Origin of the sequence: Sphingomonas yabuuchiae (assembly GCF_014199595.1) — a bacterium.
GTDB lineage: Bacteria > Pseudomonadota > Alphaproteobacteria > Sphingomonadales > Sphingomonadaceae > Sphingomonas > Sphingomonas yabuuchiae.
In genome coordinates this window covers 249,704-265,887 of sequence record NZ_JACHNX010000004.1, presented here as the reverse complement: position 1 = coordinate 265,887, position 16,184 = coordinate 249,704, and the positions used below count along the sequence as shown (strand labels likewise).

Sequence of the window (16,184 nt, the reverse complement as noted above, 5' to 3'; positions counted from 1 at the left end):
GAGCACCTTGAATGCCCAGAACAACCGCCAAGCCGCCGCCCGCATGTCCCTTCATCTAACCTACAATGTCAAAGAGCCCGACAACAAATACCGGCAACACCACTCAACCCCGTTCCCAGGGCCTCAAGTGCGCCGATCTGTCGTAGCTGCACCGGTCAGTCGTTGCGACCACCGCTGCGGTGAAACCCCTCTAGGCCGGTCACTCCCGACGGTCAACAACATTTTTCACAACAATGTCGTTTTTCTTGCGCCGCAACGTAACATCCGGTCGTTACCCCTCTTACCCCTCGCCGCGAGCCTCTGCCTGTTCGCCATAGTGCCGGGCCAGCATGGCGCAGGCGATGAGTTGGATTTGGTGGAACAACATCACCGGCAACAGGATCACGCCGACTTGCGCCGCCGGGAACAGGACACCTGCCATGGGCACACCCGATGCCAGGCTCTTCTTCGAGCCGCAAAACTGCAGGACGATCGCGTCCTCCGGCGACAGGCGCATGACCCGTGCGATCAGATAGGTCGCCGCGAGGATCAGCCCGAGCAGCAACAGGCAGAGCAGGAACAGCCGCCCCAGATCGCCCGGCGACACGCGCGTCCACAGCCCTTCGACCACCGCCGCGCCAAATGCCGTATAGACGACCAGCAGGATCGAACCGCGATCGACCAGCGTCAGCAGGCTTTTATGCCGACTGACAAAGCCGCCGATCCATGGCCGCAGCAGATGCCCCGCCACGAATGGCGCGAGCAGTTGCAACAGGATCCCCTCTATCGATGCAAGCGACACCCCTGCCCCGCCTTCGACCTTCATCAGGAGGGCGACCAGGGCCGGGGTCACGAGGATGCCGAGCAGGTTGGAGAAGGACGCACTGCAAATCGCCGCCGCGACATTGCCGCGGGCGATTGCAGTGAAGGCGATGGAGGACTGCACCGTCGAGGGCAGCAGGGTCAGGAACAATATACCCATCGCCAGCGACGGATCGATACCCGGCAACCGGATCATGCCGAGGCCCAGCAGCGGAAACAGAAGGAAGGTCGATGCCAGCACCGCCAGATGGAGCGGCCAGTTGCGCAGACCCGTCCAGATGGCGTCGCGCGACAGCTTCGCGCCGTGCAGGAAGAAGAGCAGCACGATACCCGCATCGGCCAGATAGCCGGCGAATGTCGCGAATGCCCCCCGCGCAGGCAGGATGGTGGCGATGGCAACCGTTGCCAGCAGGCTGAGGATAAAGGGTTCGAAGACGGAAAACAGGCGCTGGATCATGGGCGCTCCCCGGCTGGACGCGCTCCGCACCCCGTCAGGCTTCACCGAAACGCCGTTAAAGCCGCCAGATAGGCCGATCAGGACAGCGATGCTACCCTTTGCGGATTCAGGGGGCCTTTATGGATTCAGGAGGGAAGGGAAAATGGGGGGAGCCTACCCGAATCGCTCAACCCCCACTCCGATCGTCCAGCCGGTGCCGGTCTTTCCGGCGGCTTCCGCTCCCGATTTATGATTCTGTTCGTGTGTTGGCCGACGATACGAGCGTGCCGTAGGGGAAATCGCGGCCAAAAAAAAGGCCGGTCTTGCGACCGGCCGGAAAGTTTTTAGGAGAGGATGCCTGAAAGGCCCGATCCTTGTGCACCGCAGCACCCATGTTCGCAATTGCAACCTCGGCAATGATAATTGCAGGAAATGCAATTTGGAGCGGTAACAGTGACTTGGATTGCCCGGCTCCCCTCCTATGCCCATCATGGCGACCGCACGGATCGGTCCGATCGACCGCAAGGGTCTTGCCGAACGTCGTGCGGCTGCCGAGATGATCCCCACGATAAAGCGCAAGGATGCCGAATGACCACCAATCCCCTGCTCGCCGATACCGACCTGCCCGACTTCGCCGCGATCCGTCCCGAGCATCTGGTGCCCGCTGTCGAGCAGATGATCGCCGACGCACGCGCCGCCGCCGACCGGATCGGCGGATCGAACGCCAGCGACTTTCGCGATGTCGTGCTGGCGAGCGAGCGGGCGGGCTTCGCGATCGCGCGGGGCTGGTCGCCTGCCGGGCATCTCCATTCGGTCGCCGACACGCCCGAGCTGCGTGCCGCCTATGCCCAGGCGCAGGCGATGCTGGCCGAATATGGCATGGAAGCGGGCCAGGACCCGCGCATGTTCGCCGCCTTCAACCGGGTTGACCTGGCGCCGCTGACCGAGGCCGAGGCGCGTGCGGTCGTGTTGGCGCGGCGGGATTTTACCCTGTCGGGCGTCGGCCTGGACGACGCGGCCAAGGCCCGGTTCCGCGAGATCGGCGTCGAACTGAACCGGCTGAGCACCGAATTCGGCAATGCCGTGCTCGATTCGACCGAAGCCTGGAGCGAGCATGTCACCGACGAGGCCCTGCTGTCCGGCCTGACCGACAATGCCAAGGCGATCCTCGCCTCCTATGCCGCAGAGAAGGAACTGGACGGCTGGCTGGTCACGCTGCGCGAACCCAGCGTGCAGGCGATCCTGACCCAGGCGGACAATCGCGATCTGCGCGCGCGGGTCGCCAAGGCCTATGCCACCCGCGCCTCGGACCAGGCGGCCGATCCTACTCATGACAATAGCGCCCGCATCGACCGGATCCTGGAACTGCGCCACGAAGCGGCTCGGCTGCTCGGCTTCGACAACGCCGCCGCCCGCTCGGTCGAGACCAAGATGGCGCAGTCGGCGGACGAGGCGCTGGCCTTTCTGGCCGATCTCGCGGCCCGTGCCCGACCGCTGGCGGAGCGCGAACTGGCCGAGGCGAGCGCCTATGCCGCCGAGAAGTTCGGGATCGCCAAGCTGGAGCCGTGGGATACGGGATATGTCGCCGAGCATATGCGCCGCGAACGCTTCGGCGTCGATCGCGAGGCGATCCGCGCCTATTTCCCCCTGCCCCGCGTCATGGAGGGCACGGTCGCGCTGATCGAACGGCTGTACGGCATCCGTCTGGTCGAGCGGCGGGACGTGTCGGTGTGGAATGCCGATGTCCGCTATTATGATGTGCAGGACCAGAGCGGCGAGATCGTCGCAGGCGTCTATTGCGACTTCCATGCACGGGCGGGCAAGCGCGGTGGGGCGTGGATGGACGTGTGCCGTCCGCGCTTCCGCGACGCCGACCGTTTCCACCGGCCCATCGCCTATCTGACCTGCAATTTCCCGCCGGCGACCGGCGACACCCCTGCCCTGCTGGCGCATGGCGATGTCGTCACGCTGCTCCATGAGTTCGGCCATGTGCTGCACCATTTGCTGACCGAGGTCGACCTGCCTTCGATCGGCGGGATTTCGGGTGTCGAGTGGGATGCGGTTGAACTGCCCAGCCAGTTCATGGAGAATTTCGCGTGGGACCGCGACACGCTGACCGCGCTGTCGGCGCATGTCGAGACGGGCGAGCCGCTGCCCGACGAGCTGTTCGCCAAGATGCTGGCGGCGCGGCGTTTCCAGGCGGGGCTGTTCCTGCTCCGTCAGGTCGAGTTCGCGACCTTCGACCTGCGGCTGCACCGCGATTACGATCCGGCGCTGGGCGGCCGCGTCATGGAGGTGCTGAACGGCGTTCGCGACGAAGTGTCGGTGATTCGTCCGCCCGCATGGAATCGCTTCCCGCACAGCTTCAGCCATATCTTCGCAGGCGGTTATGCGGCGGGCTATTATAGCTATCTCTGGGCCGAGCTGCTGTCTGCCGATGCCTTTTCCGCCTTTGCCGAGGAAGGCCAGGCGGCAGGCGACCGGTTCCGTCGCGAGGTGCTGGCGCGCGGCGCGAGCCGCCCGGCGGCCGAGAATTTCCGCGCTTTCCGGGGCCGCGCGCCGGAGCCGGATGCGTTGCTGCGTCATCACGGGCTGGCGGCCTGACCAGCATTCCGGGGCCGCGATCGGCGGCCCCGGTTTCATTCCCTAATGTAATCTGGATTATACAGAAAAATTCGTTTCTCGACAGCTTCTTAACCCTCTTTGCCTATCCAGGAGGGATATGGAGGATGTGCTGTGAGCGGATCGGAACATATTGATTTCGAGCAGCGGCTGGCTGCTTTCGACTATGGTGCGCGGAGCTACGCGACCTTCCCGACAATCAAGCGCGCAATCGAACGGCATGCGCCCGCCGCCCTGACCGCGCTTTACCGGCACATCGCCGATACCTCGCAGATCCGGGGGCTGTTCGCATCGCAGGCGCGGATGGACCATGCCCGCGACAAGCAGATGGAGCATTGGCGCAAGCTGTTCTCCCGCCCGCTCGACCGTGATTATGCCGCCGCTTCGACCCATATCGGACAGGTCCATGCGCGGATCGGGCTGGCGCCGACCTGGTATATCAGCGGCTATGCCCGGATGCTGGAATATGTCCTGCCCAAGCTGATCCTGGGGCGACTGTTCTGGCCGTTCGGCGCACGGCGGCGGGCGCGGGCGGCGACCGCGCTGGTCAAGGCCTCGCTGATCGACATGGACATTGCGCTGGCCTCTTATTTCGAGGCCGAGCAGGCGGGCCGTCGTGCGGTGATCGAACGCTGCGGCGCGGTGTTCGACCGGATGGCCAAGGGCGACCTGACCGCCTCGCTCGACGGGCTGCCGTCCGAATATCAGGCGCTGGCCGACAGTTTCGAGGCGATGCGCGCCCAGATGTGCGCGACACTGGGCGTCGTCACCCAGTCGGGCGAGCATATCCGCGTCGGCTCGGGCGACATTCGCCAGGCGTCGGACGACCTGTCCGACCGCACCAAGCAGCAGGCCGCCTCGCTGGAGGAAACCGCCGCCGCCATGCAGCAGATCACCTCGACCGTCCGCCAGACCGCCGACGGCGCCTCGCGCGCCAACCGGATCGTCGGCGAGGCCCGGACCGAGGCCGAGGAATCGGGCCAGATCGTCCGCCGCGCGGTCGAGGCGATGGGCGGCATCGAACGCTCCTCTTCCGAAATCAGCGAGATCATCAGCGTCATCGACGGCATCTCGTTCCAGACCAACCTGCTCGCGCTGAATGCGGGCGTCGAGGCTGCCCGGGCGGGTGAAGCGGGCAAGGGCTTCGCCGTCGTCGCCAGCGAAGTGCGCGCATTGGCGCAGCGCTCGGCCGAAGCGGCCAAGGATGTAAAGACGCGCATCCTCGCCTCCTCCGACCAGGTCGGCGCGGGCGTCGAACTGGTCAACGAAGCGGGTGAGGCGCTGCAACGGATCATCGGCCGGATCGGCGAGATCAGCGACCTGGTGTCGCAGATCGCCGCCTCGGCCACCCAGCAGTCGATCGGCCTGCAACAGGTCAACACCGCCGTCGCCGAGATGGACGGCGTGACCCAGCGCAATGCCGCCATGGTCGAACAGGCCACCGACGCCGCCCGCACCCTGGCGCAGGAAGCCGAGACGCTGGCCCGCGAAGTCGCCCGCTTCCGCCTGGCCGACGTCACCGGCGCCCCCCGCAACCCGGTCCACCAGATGCAGCGACGCCTCGCCGCCGTCTGATCCTCATCCCCCCGAGGCCCCCCTGGGCTCCGACGCAAGTCGGGGCCTTTTTGTTGGTCGACAGTGAGCGCAATCGGACGTTTCTGCTTTTTCGGGAGATTCTCATTCAGACACGCCCTTTCCCCTCGCCCCTCGCAGAGGGGAGAGGGTTGCGCAGACTTTGTCTTTGCGAAAGCAAAGGCTTAGTCGTAGCTGGGTGAGGGGTGGAGCGCTCGGTCCCCGAGCGCGCGAGCCGGAGGCTCGCCCGACCCCTCACCCAAGCTGCGCTAGCCAGCACGCTGGCAAGCTCCGCTAACCCTCTCCCCTGTCCAGGGGAGAGGGGAAAGAGGCGTTCTGGATGTCGACTGTGCGTGGGGAGGTCATTGCGAACGTCAGGACTCCCCTTCACGCTGAGTGAAGTCGAAGCGCACAGCGAACGTTTACGGCTTGGGCGGAGACTTGCCCCCTAGCCCTCGACTTAGCTCAGTCTGAATGGAGGCTGAGAAAAAGGAACGTGACATCGGGCTATATTCAAACGCACCTGAAACGCCGAAAACCACCCACTGACGATCAGGGGCGGTCAAAAATCAGCGATTTCGAGGAAATGGTGGAGCCGAGGGGGATCGAACCCCTGACCTCTGCAATGCCATTGCAGCGCTCTCCCAGCTGAGCTACGGCCCCATCGATTTCGGCGCGCGCCCGGCGGGATGCGGGCTGGCCTGGCAGCGCATGGTATCATGCGGCTGTTCCGGCGGAATGGTGGAGCCGAGGGGGATCGAACCCCTGACCTCTGCAATGCCATTGCAGCGCTCTCCCAGCTGAGCTACGGCCCCGTTCCGCTGTGGAGGCAGCCCACTAGCGGGGCCGCCGTGGCTCGGCAAGCACTTTTTTCAAGCACCCGCCGAGCCCGTTCGGACAACTCAGTGTTCGTCGTCTTCGCTGGACGTTTCCACGCCCAGATCGTCGTCGCCGCCCAGATCGACTTCATCGTCGGGCGAGGGCTCTTCGTCCTCACCGGTGATGTCCAGATCCTCGTCGTCGCCGCCCGCCAGATCGCTGTCGGCTTCCTTGTTCTCGGGCTTGACCTGCTCGAACGGCAGGGGCTGCTTCGACTTCAGGATGGGCTCGGGCTCCCACTGCGTCCCGCAATTGATGCAGGTGACGGGGTCGTCCTTTTCGAGGTCGTAGAAACGCGTCGCGCATTTCGGGCACGTACGCTTCGTGCCCCATTCCGGCTTGATCATGCCGTTCATACCTTTCGGAATTGGGTTTTCCGCCGGAGCGAAAAGTGGGCGCGCCTTGCCACAGCGCAAGGCCCCTGTCAAAAGCCCGCGCCATCATGGCGCATCCCCTTCCCCAGCCTCGCACCGTGCGAGCCGCCGCCGCCCTTCGCGGCACCATCGCCGTTCCGGGCGACAAATCGATCAGCCACCGCTCGCTGATGCTCTCCGCACTCGCGGTCGGCGAAAGCCGCGTCGAGGGCCTGCTGGAGGGCGAGGACGTGCTCGCCACCGCCGCCGCGATGCGTGCGATGGGTGCGGACATCGTCCGGCAGGACGACGGGGTGTGGGTGATCCACGGCGTCGGCGTCGGCGGGCTGCTCGAACCCGAGACCGCGCTCGACATGGGCAATTCGGGCACCTCGACAAGGCTTTTGATGGGTCTGGTGGCCAGCCATCCGATCACCGCGACCTTTATCGGTGACGCCTCGCTGTCCAAGCGCCCGATGGGCCGCGTCATCGAGCCGCTGTCGCAGATGGGGGCGCAGTTTCAGGATACGCCGGGCGGCCGCCTGCCCCTGATGGTCCGGGGCATCAACCCGGCCGTGCCGATCCGCTACACCCTGCCCGTCGCCTCGGCGCAGGTGAAGTCGGCGATCCTGCTGGCGGGTCTGAACACGCCGGGCGAGACGACCGTGATCGAGCCGATCGCGACCCGCGACCATAGCGAGCGGATGCTGGCGGGCTTCGGCGCCGAGCTGACCGTCACCCCCTCCCCCGAAGGGCGAGTCATTACGATTCGGGGGCAGGCGGAGTTGAAGCCGCAGAATATCGTCGTGCCGGGCGACCCGTCCTCGGCCGCCTTTTGGCTGGTCGCGGGATCGATCGTGCCGGGTGCGGACGTGACGATCACCAATGTCGGCATGAACCCGACCCGCACCGGCATCATCGAAGCGCTGAAGATGATGGGCGCCGACATCACCGAGCTGGACGCGCGCATCGTCGGCGGCGAGCCGGTGGCGGATCTGCGCGTCCGTCACGCAGCCCTGTCGGCGATCGAGGTTCCGCCCGAGCTGACGCCGAGCATGATCGATGAATATCCGGTGCTGTTCGTCGCGGCCGCCTTCGCGACCGGCACGACCATCGCGCGCGGCGCGGAGGAACTGCGCGTTAAGGAATCGGACCGCATCTCCGCCATGGCGAACGCGCTCGGGGCATGCGGCGTGACCTGCGAGGAGTTCGAGGACGGCATGGCCGTCACCGGCACCGGCGGCGATCCGATCCCCGGCGGCGCGACCGTGGAGACCTTGCTCGACCACCGGATCGCGATGAGCATGACCATCGCGGCCTTGAACGCCCGCGATCCCATCACGCTGGACGATGCGGCACCGGTCGCGACCAGCTACCCCGTGTTCTTCGACACGCTGGAAAAGCTGGGAGCGATGGCATGATCATCGCCGTCGACGGCCCCGCCGCCAGCGGCAAGGGCACCATCGCCCGCGCATTGGCCAGGCATTACGGACTGCCGCATCTCGACACCGGCCTGCTCTACCGCGCGGTGGCGGCGACGGTGCGCGCGATGCACCTCGACCCGACCCGCGAGGCCGATGCCGTCGCGGCGTGCAGCTTCGACGACAGCCTGCTCGCCGATCCCGTCCTGCGTGATGACGAGACGGGCAAGCTCGCCTCGGTCGTGTCGGTGCATCCCCTGGTCCGCGCGGCGCTGCTCCAGCGGCAGAAGCGCTTCGCCAACCAGCCCGGCGGCGCGATCCTCGACGGGCGCGACATCGGCACGGTCATCGCGCCCGATGCGGACGCCAAGCTGTTCGTCAAGGCCAGTCCCCAGGTCCGGGCACGGCGGCGGCATAATGAATTGGCGGCGAACGGCTCGGACGTGTCGTTCGAGCAGGTACTGGCCGATATCCGCGCCCGCGACGAACGCGACAGCGGCCGGGCGACCGCCCCCCTCACCCAGGCGGCGGACGCCGCGGCGCTGGACACCTCCAGCCTGACGATCGAGGCGGCAGTGGCGCGCGCGATCCAGTTCGTCGACGCCCAGGTGGCAGCGCGCCAGCACTGACGGAGGGGGCCAGCCCCATTGGACGCCCCTAGCGGCACGCCCCCTCCACCTTGCGCAAAACTCCATTTTCCGCTAAGGCGCCCCCGCTCGCGGACCCTGTTCCGCGGAGAGGCTGACGCGGGGCCTTGCCCCAGCGTCCTTTCCGCATTTGTCGCGGACCGCCGCTTTTCCGTGTTTCAGCATCATCTTCGGGCCTGGTGGCGTCGACATGGGGTCGGCGCGGCCATCGTCGAAGGTCTTGGGAATCGCCCCGAGCCGGAGACGAAAAACTCTCAGGAACCTAACCCTTTTATGGCAACCAACCCCCAGCCCACGCGCGACGATTTCGCGGCGATGCTCGATGACATGTTCGGCGGTGCCGACAGCTTCGAGGGTCGCGTCGTGCATGGCACCGTCACCGCGATCGAAAACGACATGGCCGTCATCGACGTCGGTCTGAAGTCGGAAGGCCGTGTGCCCCTCCGCGAATTCGCTGCCCCCGGCCAGAAGGCCGACCTGAAGGTCGGTGACGAAGTCGAGGTCTATGTCGACCGCGTCGAGAACATGCACGGCGAAGCGATGCTCAGCCGCGACCGCGCGCGCCGCGAGGCCGCCTGGGACAAGCTGGAGCTCGAATTCTCGAAGTCGGCCCGCGTCGAAGGCGTGATCTTCGGCCGCGTGAAGGGTGGCTTCACCGTCGACCTGAACGGCGCCGTGGCGTTCCTGCCCGGTAGCCAGGTCGACATCCGCCCCGTCCGCGACGTCACCCCGCTGATGGACATCCCGCAGCCGTTCCAGATCCTGAAGATGGACCGCAAGCGCGGCAACATCGTCGTGTCGCGTCGCGCGGTCCTGGAAGAGACCCGCGCCGAGCAGCGTTCGGGCCTGATCCAGAGCCTGGCCGAGGGTCAGATCATCGACGGCGTCGTCAAGAACATCACCGATTATGGTGCGTTCGTCGACCTGGGTGGCATCGACGGCCTGCTGCACGTCACCGACCTGTCGTACAAGCGCGTCAATCATCCGTCGGAGATGATCGCGATCGGCGACACCGTGAAGGTGCAGATCATCCGCATCAACAAGGACACGCAGCGCATCTCGCTCGGCATGAAGCAGCTCGAGAGCGATCCGTGGGATGGCGCCGGCGCCAAGTACCCGGTCGGCGCGAAGCTGTCGGGCCGCGTCACGAACATCACCGAATATGGTGCGTTCGTCGAGCTGGAGCCGGGCATCGAAGGCCTGGTCCACGTGTCGGAAATGTCCTGGACCAAGAAGAACGTCCATCCGGGCAAGATCGTGTCGACCTCGCAGGAAGTCGATGTGGTCGTCCTCGAAGTCGATCAGGAAAAGCGCCGCATCTCGCTCGGCCTCAAGCAGGCTCAGGCCAATCCGTGGGAAGCGTTCGCCGCTGCCCATCCGATCGGCTCGACCGTCGAGGGCGAAGTCAAGAACGCGACCGAGTTCGGCCTGTTCATCGGCCTGGACAACGATGTCGACGGCATGGTCCACATGTCGGACATCGCCTGGGGCGTGTCGGGTGAGGATGCCCTCAACCTGCACCGCAAGGGCGAAGTCGTTCAGGCCGTGGTTCTGGACATCGACCCCGAGAAGGAGCGTATCTCGCTCGGCATGAAGCAGCTCGAGCGCGGCGGCCCCGTCGCCGGCGGCGTGGCTGCGGCTGGCGATCGCCTGAACAAGAACCAGGTCGTCACCGTGACCGTCCTCGAAGTCCGCGACGCGGGCCTCGAAGTCCAGGCGGGCGACGATGGTGCGACCGGCTTCATCAAGCGCACCGATCTGGGTCGCGACCGTGACGAGCAGCGCCCCGAGCGCTTCCAGGTCGGCCAGAAGTTCGACGCGATGGTCACCGGCTTCGATCGTTCGAAGAAGCCGACCTTCTCGGTCAAGGCGATGCAGATCGCCGAAGAGAAGCAGGCGGTGGCTCAGTATGGTTCGTCCGACTCGGGCGCATCGCTGGGCGACATTCTGGGCGAAGCGCTGAAGGCGCGCACCCAGAAGTAAGTCACTGGACCGGGGCATGTTTTTTCGGAAACATGTCCCGGCTTCGGCCAAAAGACACTGGCGTGTCTTTTAATCGTATAATAAAACTACTTTCAGCAGCGAGAAACACAGGTTAAGAACGATCCGTCTTAAGCTTGGGACTAGACGATGATCCGTTCGGAACTGGTGCAAAAAATCGGTCAGCGTAATCCGGGACTGAACCCGCGTGAAGTTGAACTGATCGTCACGATTTTCTTTGATGAGATTACCAAGCGGCTGTCGGATGACGGTCGCGTCGAACTGCGCGGCTTTGGCGCCTTTTCGACCCGAGCGCGCGGTGCTCGTACCGGCCGCAATCCCCGTACCGGCGAAACCGTCGATGTCTGCGCCAAGCGCGTTCCTTATTTCAAACCCGGCAAGGAAATGCGCGCGCGTCTGAACGTCGACGCGGAGTGATCGCATTCCGGTCTTGAGGTAACGGGGGCGCGGCTATTCCGACTTTACGACAGCTGCGCCCTTGACCTTCGCGGCATCCTGGTATCTTCGTTGGCCTGTGCGCGGACGTGGCGAAACCGGTAGACGCTGCCGACTTAAAATCGGCTTCCTATGGAGTGCGGGTTCGAGTCCCGCCGTCCGCACCATCGGGTTGGCGGCCGCGCTGATGGCGACGACCGCCTGCGAGCGCCATGCCGATCATGGGGCGGTGGTCGTCAGCACCGTCCAATCCACCAACCCTTCCGCCCGGTCCGGCGGAGGACTGCCCCCCGCCGATGACGACACGTCGCGCCGCGTGCTGCGCGATGCGCTGGCGCAGGGGTTGGTGCGTTTCGACGCCAATGGCCAGATCGAGCCGGGGCTGGCCGAACGCTGGATCGTCATCGACGAGGGCGGCAGCTTCATCTTCCGCCTGCGCGAGGCCAAGTGGAATGACGGCTCACCCGTCACCGCCGAGCAGGTCGTGCCGATCCTGCGGCGCCTGGTCTCGCCCCAATCAGGCAACCCGCTGGCCCCCTTCCTGACGGCGATCGACGAGATCGTAGTGATGACGCCGCAGGTCATCGAAATCCGCCTGTCGCGCCCCCGCCCCGACCTGTTAAAACTGTTCGCCCAGCCCGAAATGGCGATCGTCGACCGGGGGCGTCGGGGCACCGGGCCCTTCCGCATCATCCGGGCGGGGCCGCCCCCGCTGCTACGCCCCATCCCCGATCCCCGTCGTGTCGAGCCCGAGGACGATGCCACGCCCGCGCCGGAGGAGGATGTCCGCCTGATCGCCGAGACACCGGCACGCGCCATCCTGCGTTTTGCTGGCGGCCGGTCCGACCTGTTGCTCGGTGGTCAATTCGAGACGTGGCCGCTGCTCGACGCCGTCCGGATCAACCAGGCCGCCATCCAGGTCGATCCGGCGGCCGGTCTTTTCGGACTGAGCATCGTCCGTCGCGACGGCTTCCTGACGGACCCGGCCAATCGCCAGGCGCTGTCGGCCGCATTCGACCGGGCGGCCATGTTGGCGGCGGTCGCCCCCAATTGGGAAGCCGCCGACCGCCTGCTGCCCGACACGCTCGACTCCGACGCCCCGCCGCAAATTCCCGGCTGGGCGCTCCTCAATCTGGACGAGCGGCGCAGCGGGGCGCGGGCTCGGGTCGCCGCCTGGGGTCAGCCGGTGCGGCTGCGCATTGCCTTGCCGCGGGGGCCGGGCGCGAACCTGCTCTATGGCCAGATCGGTGCGACATTGCTGGCGATCGGCATCACGCCCGAACGGGTGGCGCTCGATGACCCTGCCGACCTCCGCCTGATCGATGCGGTCGCCCCCTATGACAGCGCGCGCTGGTATCTCGCGACCGCCTGCGCGCCCTGTGGAGAGGCAGCGATGGCCGCGATCGAGCAGGCACGGCTGGCCCCGACGCTGGCGGAACGCGGATCGGCGATCGCGACGGCGGATGCGGCGATCAATGCCGACACGCCCTTCATTCCCTTGGCCCGCCCGCTGCGCTGGTCGCTCACCACGCCCCGGCTGCGGCAATTCCAGACCAACAGCCGCGCGTGGCATCCATTGAACCGGTTGCGCGCCATCACCAATTGAACGGCATGGCCAACACGACCCGCATCGACCCCATGGCATTCGACGCTCTGCCGCTCGACAAGAGCATCGCCGCCAGCCGCCAGCGGATCGAGGCGATGGAACGCCTGTTGGAGCGTGTCGTCGTGCTGCCCGGCCTCAACCGCCCGATCGGGCTGGACGTGATACTGGGTCTGGTCCCGATCGTCGGCGACATCGCCGCCGCGGCACTGGGCAGCTACATCATCTGGGAAGCGCGCAATCTGGGGCTGTCCAAATTCCAGATCGCACGGATGATGGGCAATGTCGGCTTCGACGCGCTGTTGGGCTTCGTGCCGCTGATCGGCGACGCCGCCGATGTGCTGTTCCGGTCGAACACGCGCAACCTGCGGATCATCCGCAAGCATCTGGACAAGCATCACCCCTCCAGCGTGGTGCTGGAGGGGTAAGCGCGGTCAGCGGCTGCCCCGCCAGATCTTCAGCGGTGCGTTGGGCGACAATCCGCCCTGATGCGCCGGACAGCGGGCGGGGCGGAATGCCTTGTTCAGGCAGATCCAGATTTCGTCCAGCCAGCCTTCGCGCGTGGCGGTCACGCGCATCATGTCGGCCGTCATCCCCCGATTGGCGGCGGCAAAGGCGGTCGCCAGATCACCTGCGGTCAGGCCGTTCCGACGCGACAGCCCGTCCATATCCGGGAAGCGCAGCCCGTAATATAGCGCGTTCGACCGCTGGAAATAGCGCGCCGGGCTGTATCCGCTCATGCAGGTGCCATGCTTGGCCCATTCATGCTGCATCAGCTGCGCCGAGGGGGTGGCGCAGATATGGCGGCGGACCACCGCCTGCGGGATGATCGCGGTCGGGCGGCAATATTGCGGCCAATCCTTGTCCACGCCATCGGGCCACAGCCCGTGCAGGGTGAAGCCGAAGCGGTTGGTGCCGCCGCACTGGAAGCTGCTATTCCCCTTGGGGTCGCGGCAGAATTGCGGACTCCAGGTGATGGCCAGCGTGTAACCGCCGATCGGCAGCACGCGGGTCGGCTGGCTCTGGCTGGGCAGGTCGGGGCGGATGGACTGGACCCCGCGCGGTGCGGTGCATTGCAGGGTCTGCGCCGACAGCAGCTGCGGCGCGGCCAAGAACGCCATACCGATGATTACGTGTTTCATGCTTCGCTTACCTCCGCCATCGCGCGATACCAGGCCAGGGCATTGGGCCGCATCAGCATCACGACCGCGACCAGCGACGTCGCCGCCTGCACTGCCGTCAGCACGCCGAACGCACCCTCGGCCAGCGCACCGACCGACACCTGATAGAGAAAACCGAGCAGGTTCAGGATCGTCAGCACGACCAGCAGCCCCAGCCCGACCCGGCTGGCCATGCGAGTGGTCAGCAGCGTGCCGAGCAGGAACAGCCCGATCAGCAGGCCATTGGCGATGATCGCTATCGCCACCCCGGCCTGGGCGACCGTGTCGGCCCAGCCGATGACCGCCAGTACCACCAGCAACAGGATGGCAAACAACGAAAGCCGCTCGCCCAATATCACCGACTTCGGTCGCACGATCTTCCCCTTCCAAGCCCGCCTCAGGCGGCGGCGAAATCCAGTCCGATATCGGCTGCCGGGGCCGATTGGGTCAAGCGACCCACGCTGACATAGGTAACGCCCGATTTCGCCATGGCGCGGATGGTGTCGAGACGCACGCCGCCCGACGCCTCGGTCGGCACCCGGCCCGCGACCAGCGCGACACCCTCGGCGAGCTGCGCCGGGTTCATATTGTCGAGCAGCAAATGGGTCGCTCCCGCCGCCAGCGCCGGTTCGATCTGGTCGAGCGCGTCGACCTCGACGATGATCCGCGCGATTCCCGCCTCTCGCGCCGCCGTGACCGCCGGGCCGATGCCGCCCGCGACCGCGACGTGATTGTCCTTGATCATCGCCGCATCCCACAGACCCATGCGATGATTCTGCGCGCCGCCCATGCGGGTGGCGTATTTCTCCAGGAGGCGAAGGCCCGGAATGGTCTTGCGCGTGTCGAGCAGCGTCGCCCCGGTACCCTGGATCGCCGCCACATAAGCCGCCGTCATCGTCGCGATGCCCGACAGATGCTGGACGGTGTTCAGCGCGGACCGTTCGGCGGTCAGCATCGCGCGGGCCTTGCCGGACAGGCGGAGCAGATCGGTGCCCGCCGGAACGCTCGTCCCGTCCTCGACCAGCCGCTCGATGACGACATCGGCGTCGAGGTGGCGGAAGAACGCCTCGGCGATGGGCAGCCCGGCGACGGTGATCGCATCGCGGCTGGCCATGGTGCCGATGAACCGCGCCTCCGCCGGGATCACCGCCGCCGAGGTGATGTCGCCGCCGGGCCCCAGATCCTCGGCCAGCGTCGCGGTGACGAAGGCGCCGAGGTCGAACCCGTCGATCACTTTTTCCGTCACGGGCGCGGGCCCAGATCGCCCTTGCCGACCGTGCCGCTGGCCAGCGTCAGCATCGCGTCGAGGCTCTTCTTGGCCTGAAGCCGCAGGCCTTCCTCGATCTCGACGCGCGGGGTCAGGTCGCGCAGCGCGAGGTACAGCTTCTCCATGGTGTTGAGCGCCATGTAGGGGCAGATATTGCAGTTGCAGTTGCCGTCCGCGCCCGGCGCGCCGATGAAGGTCTTGCCCGGCATCGCCTTTTGCATCTGGTGGATGATGTGCGGCTCGGTCGCGACGATCAGCGTGTCGCTGGTCACGGTCTGTGCGAACTCCAGGATGCCGCGCGTCGAACCGACATAATCGGCATGGTCCAGGATCACGGCGGGGCATTCGGGATGCGCCGCGATCGGCGCGTCCGGGTGCTGGGCCCGCAGCTTCAGCAACTCGGTCTCGCTGAACGCCTCGTGCACGATACACACGCCCGGCCACAGCAACATGTCGCGGCCGGTCTTGCGCGCCAGATAGCCGCCCAGGTTACGGTCTGGGCCGAAGATGATCTTCTGCGCGGGGTCGATCTGCGCCAGGATCTGTTCGGCCGAGGACGACGTCACGATGATGTCGGACAGTGCCTTCACCTCGGTCGAGCAGTTGATATAGGTCAGCGCGATGTGATCCGGGTGCTGCGCCCGGAACTCGGCGAACTGTTCGGGCGGGCAGCTATCCTCCAGACTGCACCCGGCGGCCATGTCGGGCAGCACGACGATCTTGTTGGGCGACAGGATCTTGGCCGTCTCCGCCATGAAGCGCACGCCGCAAAAGGCGATGACGTCGGCGTCGGTCGCCTGCGCCTTGCGGCTGAGGTCCAGGCTGTCGCCGACGAAATCGGCCAGGTCCTGAATCTCGGGCTTCTGATAATAATGGGCGAGGATGACGGCGTTGCGCTCCTTGCGGAGCCGGTCGATCTCGGCGCGCAGGTCGAGGCCCGTCAGATTCGTCTGGATGGTCATGGCATTCCCCCTAGGCGCATGGGCT

At 66.1% G+C, this 16,184-nt stretch carries 14 protein-coding genes and 3 tRNA genes; 9 read left to right on the top strand and 8 right to left on the bottom strand.

The features are described 5' to 3' along the window. Positions 1-280: 280 nt before the first annotated feature. Complete coding sequence (locus tag GGQ89_RS07885) at positions 281-1,258, bottom strand: bile acid:sodium symporter family protein (protein ID WP_184105339.1); 978 nt, start codon at positions 1,256-1,258, stop codon at positions 281-283. A gap of 567 nt (positions 1,259-1,825) precedes the next feature. Here GGQ89_RS07885 and GGQ89_RS07880 point away from each other — a divergent pair. Both GGQ89_RS07880 and GGQ89_RS07875 read left to right on the top strand, forming a co-directional pair. Further along, positions 1,826-3,841, top strand: coding sequence for a M3 family metallopeptidase (locus tag GGQ89_RS07880; protein WP_184105338.1), 2,016 nt, complete (start codon positions 1,826-1,828; stop codon positions 3,839-3,841). Between the two features lie 132 nt (positions 3,842-3,973). Continuing rightward, positions 3,974-5,434 carry a methyl-accepting chemotaxis protein gene (locus GGQ89_RS07875; protein WP_184105337.1) on the top strand — a complete coding sequence of 487 codons (1,461 nt, stop codon included), beginning with the start codon at positions 3,974-3,976 and terminating at the stop codon, positions 5,432-5,434. Positions 5,435-6,018: 584 nt separating this feature from the next. On the opposite strand, the gene GGQ89_RS07870 is transcribed toward GGQ89_RS07875, so the two are convergent. The 3 genes from GGQ89_RS07870 to GGQ89_RS07860 form a co-directional block, all read right to left on the bottom strand. Then, a tRNA-Ala gene (locus GGQ89_RS07870) sits at positions 6,019-6,094 on the bottom strand. Between the two features lie 76 nt (positions 6,095-6,170). Next, positions 6,171-6,246: transfer RNA gene (locus tag GGQ89_RS07865), tRNA-Ala, on the bottom strand. Between the two features lie 87 nt (positions 6,247-6,333). Continuing rightward, positions 6,334-6,657 (bottom strand): TIGR02300 family protein, encoded by a 324-nt coding sequence (locus GGQ89_RS07860; protein WP_056439502.1) that lies wholly within the window; start codon positions 6,655-6,657, stop codon positions 6,334-6,336. 95 nt (positions 6,658-6,752) lie between these two features. Between GGQ89_RS07860 and aroA the strand changes: the two genes are divergently transcribed. The 7 genes from aroA (at position 6,753) to GGQ89_RS07825 (ending at position 13,198) form a co-directional block, all read left to right on the top strand. Continuing rightward, the gene (aroA, locus tag GGQ89_RS07855) at positions 6,753-8,084 is read left to right on the top strand and encodes a 3-phosphoshikimate 1-carboxyvinyltransferase (protein ID WP_184105336.1); all 1,332 of its coding nucleotides are present in this window, start codon (positions 6,753-6,755) and stop codon (positions 8,082-8,084) included. After that, positions 8,081-8,713, top strand: a complete 633-nt coding sequence (gene cmk / locus GGQ89_RS07850) for a (d)CMP kinase (RefSeq protein WP_184105335.1) — start codon at positions 8,081-8,083, stop codon at positions 8,711-8,713. Before aroA ends, cmk begins: the two co-directional genes overlap by 4 nt. A 291-nt stretch (positions 8,714-9,004) precedes the next feature. Then, the gene (gene rpsA / locus GGQ89_RS07845) at positions 9,005-10,714 is read left to right on the top strand and encodes a 30S ribosomal protein S1 (protein ID WP_056439406.1); all 1,710 of its coding nucleotides are present in this window, start codon (positions 9,005-9,007) and stop codon (positions 10,712-10,714) included. A 147-nt stretch (positions 10,715-10,861) separates the two neighbouring features. Beyond that, complete coding sequence (locus GGQ89_RS07840; protein WP_056439404.1) at positions 10,862-11,149, top strand: integration host factor subunit beta; 288 nt, start codon at positions 10,862-10,864, stop codon at positions 11,147-11,149. Between the two features lie 101 nt (positions 11,150-11,250). Beyond that, positions 11,251-11,334: transfer RNA gene (locus GGQ89_RS07835), tRNA-Leu, on the top strand. 20 nt (positions 11,335-11,354) lie between these two features. Continuing rightward, entirely contained in the window at positions 11,355-12,773 is a 1,419-nt protein-coding gene (locus GGQ89_RS07830) for an ABC transporter substrate-binding protein (RefSeq protein ID WP_184105334.1), read from the top strand. 5 nt (positions 12,774-12,778) lie between these two features. Next, entirely contained in the window at positions 12,779-13,198 is a 420-nt protein-coding gene (locus GGQ89_RS07825; protein WP_184105333.1) for a DUF4112 domain-containing protein, read from the top strand. Positions 13,199-13,204: 6 nt separating this feature from the next. On the opposite strand, the gene GGQ89_RS07820 is transcribed toward GGQ89_RS07825, so the two are convergent. Genes GGQ89_RS07820 through nadA form a run of 4 tightly spaced genes read right to left on the bottom strand, consistent with a single transcriptional unit; the run spans position 13,205 to position 16,159 of the window. After that, the gene (locus GGQ89_RS07820) at positions 13,205-13,912 is read right to left on the bottom strand and encodes a ribonuclease T2 family protein (protein WP_184105332.1); all 708 of its coding nucleotides are present in this window, start codon (positions 13,910-13,912) and stop codon (positions 13,205-13,207) included. Further along, complete coding sequence (locus GGQ89_RS07815) at positions 13,909-14,304, bottom strand: hypothetical protein (RefSeq protein ID WP_156361329.1); 396 nt, start codon at positions 14,302-14,304, stop codon at positions 13,909-13,911. Before GGQ89_RS07815 ends, GGQ89_RS07820 begins: the two co-directional genes overlap by 4 nt. A 23-nt stretch (positions 14,305-14,327) precedes the next feature. Beyond that, positions 14,328-15,176: a carboxylating nicotinate-nucleotide diphosphorylase gene (gene nadC, locus GGQ89_RS07810; protein ID WP_338112309.1), complete on the bottom strand. Its 849-nt coding sequence runs from the start codon at positions 15,174-15,176 to the stop codon at positions 14,328-14,330. Further along, positions 15,173-16,159: a quinolinate synthase NadA gene (nadA, locus tag GGQ89_RS07805; protein ID WP_184105331.1), complete on the bottom strand. Its 987-nt coding sequence runs from the start codon at positions 16,157-16,159 to the stop codon at positions 15,173-15,175. Before nadA ends, nadC begins: the two co-directional genes overlap by 4 nt. Between the last annotated feature and the right edge of the window lie 25 nt (positions 16,160-16,184).